The following is a 12,243-nucleotide window of genomic DNA, read 5'->3' as shown; positions in this document are numbered from 1 at the left end:
TCACTGTTAAAACCAAAAATATCTGTTGAGTTTTTGAGTCAAGTTCCCCTTTAGCCCTTGTTTGACAAATTATACTTTAAGCTATAAGATTACAGTGTAGACTTAGAATTTAAGCAGAATCTATATCTATCAATAAAGGAGGGAGCTTCCATGACAGATTTTGAAACACAGCCCAGCTATTCTTGGCCAATAAAATGCTTGTACCTGCTGCTGCAAAGCATCTCCATTCTTCTTTGCGTACTTACTTTTTTCGCTTTGTATTTCCCTCATACAAGAAATGCTCAGCTTTATTTAATAATGCCTTCGCTCACTATCTTCTACTTCATTTTTAGAAATATTAATTATAAAATTTGCCGCCTCTGCGGTTACCATGCTTCTCCTAAATTAGTTGACTATTTCAGCGAAGGACCTGAAGGGGGAGTGACACTGCCTACTTTTGAAAAAATAAGTGAAGATTACCGCCAGATCTACCAAGCAAGACACATTGGCTTTCAAAGCTTGTTTTATTGCTTATTTATGTTATTGAATGCAGGCTTAGTTTTGATTGATACTTATGTCATACAGCTTGATCTCTATAGCGACACAGCTATATCAGTATATATCCGTGGACTAATTATTGCCCTTGCCTTGATATTTATAGTCTTTATTCATATCAAAATCAACAAATGGTATCAAAAATATTTTGCTAAGTGGTTTGATCTTAAAGTCATCTTAGTAGAACACGGTCAGCCTATTTTTGCTAAAAAGAAAGAAGCAGACAGTTCCATCTGGCAGTAGTCAAGCCGCTTGCTTTTTTATGATATTAATACTCTTTGACAATCTTTTCAAACGAGGTCAGCGACACCTTGCCGTACGCTAAATACTGCTTGCGGCTAGCTTCCTCGTTTGCTTTTTGATTTCATTGAGTATCATTTTGTTAAAGAATGTCGGAAAAATTTTTGATAAAAAAGCCCTGATAAGCACTGTTCAACGATGTAAGACAGTACTTACAGGACTTTTTAGTTTAAGGGGCCATTCTTAGGGAGACTGTAGGAGCGTTCATATATCTTATAAGCTTTTGCTGCTAAAGATTTGACGTGCTTATATTTGCCATTAGTGACAAACAAAACCATAACCTGCTTCGTTTTAATATTAGAATAGACGAAACAAGAATAAGGACCAAAGCCGCCGCCATTAGCATGCAGCCTCTTTTTGCTGACATAAAGACCGCCATAATAATGGCTTAAAGAAGCCTGCATAGATTGACGGTATTCGCGAACAGGAACAAATTGGTTATTTACAAAGGCTGTCATAAAATTCCAGTAATCCATAGGTCTGGCAGCATAATCACCAGCACCAAAAGTAGAGGTTGCTTCTTTAGAAATTTTATTCCAGATCGCTTTTGGATTGGATTTTGCCAAAGCAGCCAAATGTGATTGATCTTTTATTTTAATATATTTTTTAAATTGCCAATTTTTCCTAGCTGTCAAAAAATGCTGACGAACATAGTCTTCATAACTTTGGCCGCTAATTTGGCTGATGATACCAGCTAATAAGGCATAATTGGTGTTGGCATATTTCCAAGTCTTTTGATAAGTTACTCGATAATTTGCCAGTGCAAAATCTAATTGCTGTTCTTGGGTTTTCAGTACTTTTTGAGACACTTCTTTTAGATCTGATAAGCCGCTAGTATGGCACAGCAGATCCTGTATGGTAATATTATCACTGTTTTCAATTTGAGGATAATAACGGCTTAAAGGGGTCTGAAGTGATAATTTCTGCTCATCAATTAATTGCTGGATAGCAACACCTGTTATCAGTTTTTGCAAAGAGGCAATGGGGAAATAGCTTCTGTCTGAAACAGGACTGCCATCAATCTTACTTTGATTTGAAAATACCTGAGCCTTACCATCAGGTCCCGTTACAATCATGACACCATTAAGCTGGTTTGTTGTTAAAAACCGCTTTAAAAGGGGTAAATTAGGGTCGCTAACCGTATTGGAATCAATGCGAGCCGGTTCAGCACATTTGTATAAGATCCCCAAAAAAATAAGGAGAAAAATAAGAAATCGAAGGTAAAATTTTCTTACTCTCACAAATATACTCCCATCTTAACTATCTTCTGCTTTTTATTATACCTTATTTTGGCTCTAATTTCATGAGAAATGTGCGAATAAAAAATAATTTAAAATAAAAGAACCATCAAAAAGAAAGTGAGACGCAATCGTGATTGGCAGAAATCAGGTTTGCAGCCTCACTTTCTCTAAATACCTAGTCTCTTTTAAAACTCTCTTATCATTTTGAACTGACTTATCACCACATTACAAACACTCAGGAGGATTGATTAGAAATAGATGAAAACAGTGTCTGTAATTTCTTTTAATTTTCAGGATGAAATCAAGTTACTCTGATAGACTGCTGTCCCCTCTAAAACTGCCTCATAATAACGCTGCTTTTCATCAATATAATCTAAGCTTTTCTGAATTTCTTGCAGTTGCTCTAAGAGAAACTGACGTTTGTACTGGAGCAATTCTTGTCTTTTTGGAAGAGTCTTTTGACCTTGAAGGCAAAGTGCCAGATAGTCCTGCATTTCCTTGATGGACATGCCGCATTTTTTTAGACAAGCTAAGCTCTGTATCCAAGCAATGTCATGATCATCAAAAATACGGTAGTTATTTTTATCGCGCTTAACATTAGGAACTAAACCTTTATTGCAGTAAAATTTCAGAGTATCATAAGTCATTTGGCAGAGCTGACAAGCTTCTTTCATGTTATACATAAACACCTCCAAAATTTTTTTCATTTTTTCGAGTAAAAGTCTTGACCGGGGGTTGCTCCCGGCTGATATACTCATCATTGTAAACAAATTTGATAAGGAAATCAAGGGTTTACAAGAAAGGAAAATAGAAAATATATGAAAAAACTAATCCCACTGCTGCTAGCCTTCTTATGCTTAGCTGGCTGCAGCCAGACTAAGTCTCACCAAAATACAGCAAAAGGAGGTGAGAAAATGTCCAGCAAAGTGCTTTTCATCAATGCCAGCCAAAATAAAGATGGCAATACCGTTAAAATGGGCAAAGATTTGCTCAATGGTACTTCTTATGATCAAATTAACCTAATTGACTACCGCATCGGTTTTTTAGGACAAAAACTAAAAGACGACCAATTTAAGGAAGTCACAGATCTTGTCAAGCAGGCCGACACTATTGTCATTGGAACACCTGTCTACTGGCATTCTATGAGCGGTGCCTTAAAAACGCTGATTGACCGTGCTTCAGAAGATACAAGCAGTAATCCTTTTAAAGGCAAGAAACTCTATTTCTTTATGCAGGGTGCTGCGCCTACTGAGCTTTCTAAAGAAAGTACCGTTTATATCATTCAGCGTTTTGCCAACCAACTGGGCATGGAACTCAAAGGTACTGCAACAGACAGTAACCAACTGCAGAAATTAAAAACAACTCTCGAAAATGATAAATAAATCATTTTCTTCGTAAAAATCATCAAAAACTTTTATAATAATAGTTATGTAAACACAGAAAGAAGGAAATCTTATGTCAGATTTAACAAACCCATTTGGACTCGTCTATGATAATGCCATTACTGAAAATATTTCTGGACAAGTCAATATTCATCCCGTCAGCTATATCAGCTCTGGAGTTAAAATTTCTGCCAACGTTTACACCCCAGCCGGTTATGACGAAGGCAAATCATATCCAGCTGTTACCGTAGCCCATCCAAACGGCGGTGTCAAAGAACAAGTATCGGGCATGTTTGCACAAAAATTAGCAGAACATGGCTATATTGCGATTGCTGCTGATGCTGCTTATCAAGGTGCCAGTGAAGGAACTCCTCGTAACACTGACCATCCTGCCAACCGTGTAGAAGATATTCGCGCTATGGCTGATTACCTCCAAACTTTCCCAGGTGTCGATACAAATCGTATCGGCGCGCTTGGCATTTGCGGAGGCGGCGGTTACACTATCGAAGCAGTCAAAACAGATAAACGCTTTAAAGCTGTAGCCACTATTTCCATGTTTAATACTGGCCGTGTCCGCCGCAATGGTTTCTTGGATGCTCAACTCGACAGCATCAAAGACCGTTTGGAACAAGCACGTGCTGCCCGCGTGAAGCGCTTAACAACTGGTGAAGTAGACTACATTGGCAACCACTTGGACGGCCAAACACACTTCACTCAAGAACAGCTCGAACAAATCCCTGCTGGCCTTTACCGTGATGGAGCTGAATATTATGCCGATAAATACTACCATCCAAATTCTCAAAGCTGGTATACCGCAGAAAGCCTTGCATACCTCATGGCTTTTGATGCTGAAGAACGGGCTGAACTCATTGACCAACCGCTCCTGATGATTGCTGGTAAAGATGCAGATACTCGCTACATGACAGATGCTGTCTTTGAGAAGGCAACAGGAACTGATCAAAAAGAACTTTACTTGATTGACGGTGCTACCCACATCCAAACTTACTGGAAAGAACCTTTTGTCAGCCAAGAAGAAGCCAAGATCGTTGAATTCTTTGGAAAGTATCTATAAAAGAAACTAAAGGGAATGGTCAAAAATGTCCGCTCCCTTTTATTGTGCACAACATACTTTGAAATTTACTGGAAAAAACTGTAAAATTAAAAAGAAAAATTGTTTAGACTGGAGTTTATGATATGACCAAAGAACGTTTGGTTGCTTTTACAGATGCCGTTATTGCCATTATCATGACGATTCTCGTTTTAGATCTTGAAAAACCTAATCCATTCACTCTCGCAAGTCTTTGGGAAATACGCAATGCTTTTTTCGCCTATGCTCTGTCCTTCTTTTGGATTGGCATCATGTGGGTCAATATGCACAAGGGTTGGCATGATGTACGAAAAATATCTAACAAAGTCGTTTGGAATACTGTTTTTCTTCTCTTCTTTTCATCCTTTTTCCCTTATGTCACTAGCGTCGTAGCACAAAATTTCAATAATACGATTGCCCAAGTTTGCTATGGTTTTATTATTTTAGCTGTCACTCTCTTTAATACCTTAATGTATCGCTCCTTGGCGGAAATTCCTGAAAATACTGCTATGTCAGAATTCATGGCAGAGCGCAAATGGATGAAATACGATATCACAATGAAAATCATCGGACTTATCCTTACTATCACCATTTACCCACCTGCCGTTATGTATAGTATTCTCTTAATTATGGTCATTTTTGTAGGACCTATGATTGTAAGAGATTATCGAAAGTGAATCAAAACCACCCATTCTAACGGGTGGTTTTGATTTATTAATATTCAGTCCTGAATGCGGGAGCTCCCTAAATCCCTAAAGCCGCTTTGCGATGCTTTCATCTTCATCAATGGTACCGCCCGAGACACCAATGGCACCAATACATTGTCCATCTTTGAAAATAGGTAGTCCGCCAGCGAAGACACAAAATTTTCCAAGATGTTTGTTTTGCATACCATCTAAGTCTTTCCATGGCTGAATCTGGTTGGATGCTTCTCTATATATTGATATTTCCTGATATTGCACGTCATACTCTTCGAAAATCAAAATGATACTTTGTCAGGTTCAACAGTTCACTGAACTGTTGAAGGTTGCGAATAGGAAAAGCGGAGCTTTTCACTTATGTAACTCCAGTACCTTTGAGGCAACCTCCGTTTGCTTTATCTGCAACTCAAACTCTTTCCCAAAGAGTTTGACCAACTCGCTTTCGTGTCTAATTTTGATTTTCATTGAGTATCAATTATATTTTCCATGACATTCCTCCATATCAAGACAAACCCCGTATGACCTAGAGAAAAGCAGCAAGGCCATCTAGTTCATACGGGGTCATTTATGCGCCATTCCTTTATTTTTGTAGGGCACGGCTAGTTTATTATAAATTTTTCTTGAAAAATTCTTCCAATTTGTCAAATGGAATCTTCTCAACACGGTCATAAAGGTCACAGTGGTTAGCCCCTGGAACAATGACCAATTCTTTTGGTTCAGCTGCTGCTGCATACACATCTTCAGAATAGTAGCGTGAATGTGCTACTTCACCTGCAATCAATAAAATTGGACGTGGTGAAATTTCTTTGATGTAAGTTAACTGAGGAGCGTTCATAAAGACAAGAGGGCTTGTTGCTGTGAATGCTCCTGTTGAGTTCACACTATTTTTATGGAAACCACGTTTTGTTTTGTAGTATTCATAGAATTCTTCCAAGACTGGATCTGGATTTTCTGGTAATTCATCCGGCAAGAAAGCATCTGGTTGAACCATTTCGCCTTCTTCATTAAAACCGATACCATGTGCTGCGAATTTTGGTGTTCCATTTTCAAGGTCTGTCCAACGTTGACGAGATAAGTTTTCGATAATCGTACGACGATTTTCTTCGGTAAAAGAGTCATTAGCACCTTTTGCCAAGAAACGAGACATATCATACATAACAGATGTTGCTGCTGCTTTAATACGTGGATCAATAATGGTAGCATTTAATCCTAATCCACCAAAACCACACACACCAATCAAACCAATACATTCACGGTCAACGTTTGGTAACAGACCAATGTAGTCTACGGCTGCACTGAAATCTTCTGTAAAAATTTCTTGAGAAGCGATGTTACGTGCCTCTCCACCACTTTCACCGGTGAAAGACGGATCAAAAGCTAGCGTGATAAAACCACGTTCTGCCATTGTTTGGGCATAAAGACCAGAAGATTACTCTTTTACAGCACCAAATGGTCCACTCACAACAATCGCAGGATTCTTCTCTTGACTATTTTTAGGTGTGTACAAATCACCGACGAGGGTAATTCCGTAACGGTTTTTGAAAGTCACTTTTTCGTGATCAACTAAATCACTTTTTGGGAAGGTTTTATCCCATTCTTGAACTAATTGCATTGTGATTTCCTTTCTTTACACAAGTTTTTTTGGACAGCTAATTTTCAATATTTGAATAAATTGGCCATCCTTTACATTATATATATATAAAGTTTGTCAAGTATTTACCCCCTTTATTTTTATACCATTTTCAGTCTGCGTCATTCGTTTATTACTAAATGTGATGGTGACTGAAATACTTTTGTCCCCATCTCATCAACAAACAGACTCCGCCCTCGTTGTAGAGCGGAGTCTGTTTATTGATATATTCTCAAAATTGTAAATCGAACATATCGGACACTGATAAAAGTGACCGCAACAGTTGTAATGGTCAGTATGACTGCTGGATTATCTCGAAAAATGAGACTGGAGATCAGACTGATCAGGAAAATGGCAATTTGACTGATCACAAAATTCCTTGGATAGGCGACTTCTGCTTTATTATAAACCCGCAGAGCATAGGTTCCCAGATAAAAAAGAAAAAATCCGGTATAGAGGAAAATGACGAGAAAGAGCGGATGCACTTCTTCTCTAAAGAAACCCAGAGATACTGTGATAAAACTCAATCCGATAAAGATGGGATAATGCCAGTAAATCAGATGATAACCACTTTCTTGCTTCCGATGATGGTCAATCAGGTGATCGATTTCCACGATATAAAAGAGGAAAAGGAAGCCAACAGTTAAAAGAACCAGCAGAGAAGACCAGTTTAACGTGTCAACCGTAAAGTAAGGAGCTACCCCAATCAGCATTTCCCCAAAAGTAATGATGACCAAAAGGGAGAATCGCTCCACTAAATGGGGAAAATTAACTGGTATAGTTGAGGCTTCCGAACGAATCAGGAAGGGCAGCAACACCCCGATAAAGACCCCAGCAAAAAAGAGAATGATACCAATGCTGTAGGGCAGAACGGCACTCAGCAGGACAATGGCCGAGCGAATGGCTAGAATAATGGCATAATGCAAGGTATAGCGCCGCTCCCCCTCACTGTCCGAGCGAAAATGCTGGACCAGATACTGAGCCGTCAAAATTACGGTCGTCAGCCCCGTCATCAGGGCATAGGGGTGAAAGACAGTCTCCCAGTTCTCTGTAGAAAAGCTATTGGACATAAAGAGGATACAGGCCATACTCATAAAAAGAGCACTGATATCCCAGAAGGAATTGCGGCCGTAGCGGTTGATAAAAACCGACTGGAAAATCCATACATTAACCACAACCACCAGACAAGCAACAAAGGTAAAGATACTCATAGGGGCAACCACCCCGTGGTGCAGATGATGGATGAGCCCCGTCATTTTAGAAATAGCATAAACAAAGACCAGATCATAAAAGAGCTCAGTCAGCTCAACTTTTTTTGCTTTCATTAGTAAGCTCCTTGCATAAAATATTTCATAAAAAAAGAATAAAACAGGCTGGTTTAATAGCTCTTAGCTATTTCCTTTCTGCCTGTTCTTTTTAGATGAGAAGGCTATTTTTCCCGGAAGGCCTCAGCAATAACGCTGATCCCTTCAAAAATAAATCCTAACGCGAGAACATACATCACAAAGACACCTGCTCCCAAAGGATTGATAATAAGAATCAAGCCTAGCAAAAATGCAAGAATAGCCACCCAAGTGACACTGCTGCCAATAATTGGAAAAATGAAGTTAAGAAGCGAGCCCTTGGAAAAGATGACAATAGCTTCAAAAATCAGCCAGATACCAAGAACGCTTGGAATAACAAAAGGCAGTACTGCAAAGCCACGTGTAATAAGATAAAGAGCAATCAGTGCATTTAGCACCCCTTCAACAAGATAGATAGAGTGGCGAAAAGCCTGCGGCATAGTAAAATAATTCACAATAGAACTGATCGCACTGATAAAAAGTCCCAAGGATAAGAGCCAAGAAAGCGACACCAAATTTCCAATAGGATTAACAAACAGTAAAAGTCCAATTAAAAGGTAAAAAATTCCAGCAAGAACAAAGAGAAGTTTGTTTGATTGTTTCATAAGTAAAACCCCTTTCTCATTTCCACTTCTTTGCTTATTTTAACATATTATCACTAATCTGACAAAGTACTTTGATGTATGATATAAAACGACATCTAAACAGATTTTGTGTAAGAAAGCTTAGATTAGCCATTGTTTTGATTTCCTTGGTTCCTCTGATTTCTCTGCCTATCTTCAATCCGCTGATGGACAAGAGAAACAATCTCATTATTGGTTGGCAGATCGGAATGCTGAGCGTCTTCACCAGTAACGGTTGTCTCTGTATAATGTGCTGCCTGTCCCTGATAAATATATTTACCAGCATTAACACTGGCATCCGGTACTAACTCATCTGAATCATACGTTATTGTACCTGCTACTGAGTACATACTTAAGCTCTTTGGAATTTGCTTTCGATTGCTAATAAAATCAGCCAGCATTTCCGTTTTATTATTAATATTCGTTTCTGTGAAATTATAAGGTGTTCCAATGGTCATCAATTTTTTAAGATCAACATCATAGTCACCAAGATATTTCTCAATAAAGGCTGTATAAACTAAACCGCCGTTGGAATGCCCCAAGCCTTTAAAATTATTAAAATTATATTTCCCTTGAAGATCATCAAAAGCAGCATTAACCATACGAGCTTGCTTTTTGATATTACTGTAACCATCATGGTTATTTTCAAAACCAATCACAATAATAGGCTCATTATCCCTAGCAGCAATGGAACCATTATAGGTAATCCGGCCGTCGTTCCAGACCTTTACTTTTAAAAGACTGTGTTTAACACCTGATCGGTCTTGATTCAGCTTCTTTACCAGTCCATCAAAGCGATTTTCTGTTGCAGAGCTGCCTGGAATCATGATAATAGGCGATAAGCGTGCATTATAGAATTTATCAATTTCTTTGATATTCTTTTTGGTCCAACTGTACGAAGGAATAGCTAAGATCGCTAAAAAAACAAGGACAGCTATAAGGACAATTTTAGTTTTTTTAGTCATGGTCTGCTCCTTTCTCATCATCCAGTTGGTTGATTTCTTCATGGATGCGATCATTAAACTTAACAAATGGAAGATAAATGAGGACATCCACCACAAAAATAAGCCCTCCAACGGCAAGAGCACGAAGACTGCCGCCTGTCCCGATAAAAGCATAAAGGACACTTGGTGTTCCGCTTGGAACAGGGTAAACAGCAGGCGGCATTACCCTAAAATAAAGCATTATACCAGCAATCAAACTATTGACAACGGGTATTAGTACGAAAGGAATCAAAAACAAAAAATTAAAAAAGACAGGAATCCCTACCATAAAAGCTACCCCATGATTAAATAGAGCTGGAAAGATACTTTTGATACCGACATCCCGATCTTTAGTACTGCGTGATCTCCACAAAATAGCTATCAAAAGAGCTAAAGAGCCGCCAAGTCCCGCAAAAGTTCCATAAGCGTCATAAAGATTTGTTTCTGAAAAAAGATAAGGCACTCCTGCTGTTGTATGATGTTTTAGGGCATAATTCAGATTATCCAAAGCATAAGAATCATTGACAAAAGGAATATCGTTAAAAGGATTGCTATTTCCAATCCAAGCCCCAAAGGTTCTTAAAAAAGAATTTGATAAAATAACCCAAAGATTATTGCGATTGACAATAAGACTAGAAAAAAAGTTTCCAATTGTCGAAAAGACATTATAGGTATTACCTAGGTAAACCAAAAAACTACCTAAAACGGCCAAAGCCAGTGACTGCACGATTGGTCTCACACTCTTTGGATGATAAATATAGTGAGCATCGACAATCCGATCATCACTGGAACTTGAAAAACGAAAAATCTGTCCAACAGCATAACCTATTAAAATGGCAACCACTAAATTGATATTAACTGGAAGGTTAATACGTGTTAAATCACCGTCATTTAGGGATCTTGTAAATAAATCACGCGAATTAATCAGCAAGCTAAAAACAAAGGCCGTAATCCCCGCAGTACCAGTACTGCGGCCATAATGCCCAGCAGTATATTTAGCACTAAAATAGCTGGTCAAAGGGCCTGCCAAACCTCCAGTCAGAGCCGTAAAATTCGTCAAAGCAAGTCCAGTTCCTCTAAAATAGGGAAACCAACTTCTGATAGAAAAAAGATTATTGATATAGCCATTCTCAGAAAAAACAGATTCTGAAAAGACCATTGCAAATGTCGTTAACAAGAAAAAAGGAAAGAGAGAAACCAGTGTTTCCTGCGAAATCTGGATAAAACTCTTTTTCCGAAAAGCAATCATTTTTTTTATTAAATACTGATCCATAAGATCCTTTCTAGATGAAAAATAATCAATAATCTGATTGTAGCATAGGCATAGACATAATTCAATTAATCAAACTAAAACTTAATGCAAGGAGAATCTTGAAAACTCACTTTTATTCTGATCAAAAACCTCCTTTAGAATAGATCTAAAGGAGGAACTCTTTATTAAAATGGATAGAGAAGACAAGAACATGCAGACCATTACTTTACTTTAATCTGTCCCTTTACTTTTTAAGTAAATAATCATCAATAACTTGCGCACAGCCCCCATGGTCATTGTCTTTAACAATGACATCTGCCAGCTGTTTAATCATTTGATTGGCATTGCCCATAGCAACTCCCAAACCTGCCTGACAAATCATGCTTTTATCATTGTCTGCATCACCAACTGCAATGGCTTCTTCAAGCGGAATATGGAGCTCTTCTTGACAGATATAGGACAGACCCTGACCTTTTTCAACTCCAGCTGCCGTCACTTCTAAACCGCTAACCTCAGCTTTAGTGACTATAACAGAGTCAGATAAGAGAGCTTGATAAGAAAGATCACGTTCTGCTGCTGTGAAATGATAAAAATCAATCTTTTCAAATTGATCTCTGTTTTTCGTCAAAAGCTCACTAATATTGTCAACAAACACAGCTGTTTTACGATAAAGTTCTTTATACATACCCATATGATAGTTTTTAGCTTCTTCATAATGAGACCGCTGAATGTAACTTTGACCATCCATTATAGCCAGTACCATGAGATTGTGAGTTTGAACACGTTCTCTGATTTGGTCAACAACTTGAGAAGGCAAGACATGCTTTGCTAGAATTTTTTCTTTCTGAAAGTCATAAATGAAAGCACCGCTGGCCGTAACAGCATAACGCACATCTTTCAATTCTTCACGATGGCTGTTTAGCTCTGATAAAGCACGTCCAGTAGACAGTACTACTTGTTTTCCTTTTGAACTCGCTTTCGCTATCGCCTCAATACTTTCTTTTGCAATCGTTTTTTGACTAGTCAATAAAGTACCATCCATATCAAACGCGACTAAGCGATACATACACAATCTCCTTTTTTATATAGCATCTTATATTAAAATAGCTATTTTAAAGCCACCTATCTTAACATTAAAACAAAACATCTACCAAGGTCTCACCTTAA

The 12,243-nt window shown here is 38.2% G+C and carries 12 protein-coding genes and 1 pseudogene; 4 read left to right on the top strand and 9 right to left on the bottom strand.

From position 1 onward, the window contains the following. Positions 1-150: 150 nt before the first annotated feature. Positions 151-777, top strand: coding sequence for a hypothetical protein (locus STRMA_RS02580; protein ID WP_003078821.1), 627 nt, complete (start codon positions 151-153; stop codon positions 775-777). A 221-nt stretch (positions 778-998) separates the two neighbouring features. Here STRMA_RS02580 and STRMA_RS02575 read toward each other — a convergent pair whose 3' ends face one another. Beyond that, the gene (locus STRMA_RS02575) at positions 999-2,075 is read right to left on the bottom strand and encodes a serine hydrolase domain-containing protein (protein WP_003080502.1); all 1,077 of its coding nucleotides are present in this window, start codon (positions 2,073-2,075) and stop codon (positions 999-1,001) included. 290 nt (positions 2,076-2,365) lie between these two features. Further along, positions 2,366-2,758, bottom strand: coding sequence for a MerR family transcriptional regulator (locus STRMA_RS02570; RefSeq protein ID WP_003079289.1), 393 nt, complete (start codon positions 2,756-2,758; stop codon positions 2,366-2,368). 135 nt (positions 2,759-2,893) lie between these two features. On the opposite strand from STRMA_RS02570, the gene STRMA_RS02565 reads away from it, so the two are divergent. From STRMA_RS02565 to STRMA_RS02555, 3 genes are all read left to right on the top strand, one after another. Beyond that, the gene (locus tag STRMA_RS02565) at positions 2,894-3,457 is read left to right on the top strand and encodes a flavodoxin family protein (protein WP_003081392.1); all 564 of its coding nucleotides are present in this window, start codon (positions 2,894-2,896) and stop codon (positions 3,455-3,457) included. Positions 3,458-3,530: 73 nt separating this feature from the next. Continuing rightward, on the top strand, positions 3,531-4,529 hold the full coding sequence (locus tag STRMA_RS02560; RefSeq protein ID WP_003080142.1) for an alpha/beta hydrolase: 999 nt from the start codon (positions 3,531-3,533) through the stop codon (positions 4,527-4,529). Positions 4,530-4,651: 122 nt separating this feature from the next. Continuing rightward, positions 4,652-5,221: a TMEM175 family protein gene (locus tag STRMA_RS02555; protein ID WP_003079109.1), complete on the top strand. Its 570-nt coding sequence runs from the start codon at positions 4,652-4,654 to the stop codon at positions 5,219-5,221. A 75-nt stretch (positions 5,222-5,296) separates the two neighbouring features. On the opposite strand, the gene STRMA_RS09855 is transcribed toward STRMA_RS02555, so the two are convergent. From STRMA_RS09855 to STRMA_RS02520, 7 genes and pseudogenes are all read right to left on the bottom strand, one after another. After that, positions 5,297-5,527 carry a GlcG/HbpS family heme-binding protein gene (locus tag STRMA_RS09855; RefSeq protein WP_003080317.1) on the bottom strand — a complete coding sequence of 77 codons (231 nt, stop codon included), beginning with the start codon at positions 5,525-5,527 and terminating at the stop codon, positions 5,297-5,299. Positions 5,528-5,852: 325 nt separating this feature from the next. Continuing rightward, positions 5,853-6,857 (bottom strand): annotated as a pseudogene (locus STRMA_RS02545) (alpha/beta hydrolase). Between the two features lie 236 nt (positions 6,858-7,093). Next, on the bottom strand, positions 7,094-8,200 hold the full coding sequence (locus STRMA_RS02540; RefSeq protein ID WP_003081222.1) for a low temperature requirement protein A: 1,107 nt from the start codon (positions 8,198-8,200) through the stop codon (positions 7,094-7,096). 104 nt (positions 8,201-8,304) lie between these two features. Continuing rightward, on the bottom strand, positions 8,305-8,823 hold the full coding sequence (locus STRMA_RS02535; protein ID WP_003079929.1) for a DUF308 domain-containing protein: 519 nt from the start codon (positions 8,821-8,823) through the stop codon (positions 8,305-8,307). 125 nt (positions 8,824-8,948) lie between these two features. Further along, the gene (locus STRMA_RS02530; protein WP_003081664.1) at positions 8,949-9,806 is read right to left on the bottom strand and encodes an alpha/beta hydrolase; all 858 of its coding nucleotides are present in this window, start codon (positions 9,804-9,806) and stop codon (positions 8,949-8,951) included. Continuing rightward, the gene (locus tag STRMA_RS02525) at positions 9,799-11,097 is read right to left on the bottom strand and encodes a PTS sugar transporter subunit IIC (RefSeq protein ID WP_003080321.1); all 1,299 of its coding nucleotides are present in this window, start codon (positions 11,095-11,097) and stop codon (positions 9,799-9,801) included. Before STRMA_RS02525 ends, STRMA_RS02530 begins: the two co-directional genes overlap by 8 nt. A gap of 223 nt (positions 11,098-11,320) precedes the next feature. Next, complete coding sequence (locus STRMA_RS02520; protein ID WP_003082067.1) at positions 11,321-12,142, bottom strand: Cof-type HAD-IIB family hydrolase; 822 nt, start codon at positions 12,140-12,142, stop codon at positions 11,321-11,323. Between the last annotated feature and the right edge of the window lie 101 nt (positions 12,143-12,243).

This window comes from Streptococcus macacae NCTC 11558 (assembly GCF_000187995.2).
Classification (GTDB): domain Bacteria; phylum Bacillota; class Bacilli; order Lactobacillales; family Streptococcaceae; genus Streptococcus; species Streptococcus macacae.
Note: the sequence above shows the minus strand (reverse complement) of the source record. Positions and strands in the feature narration are given on the sequence as shown.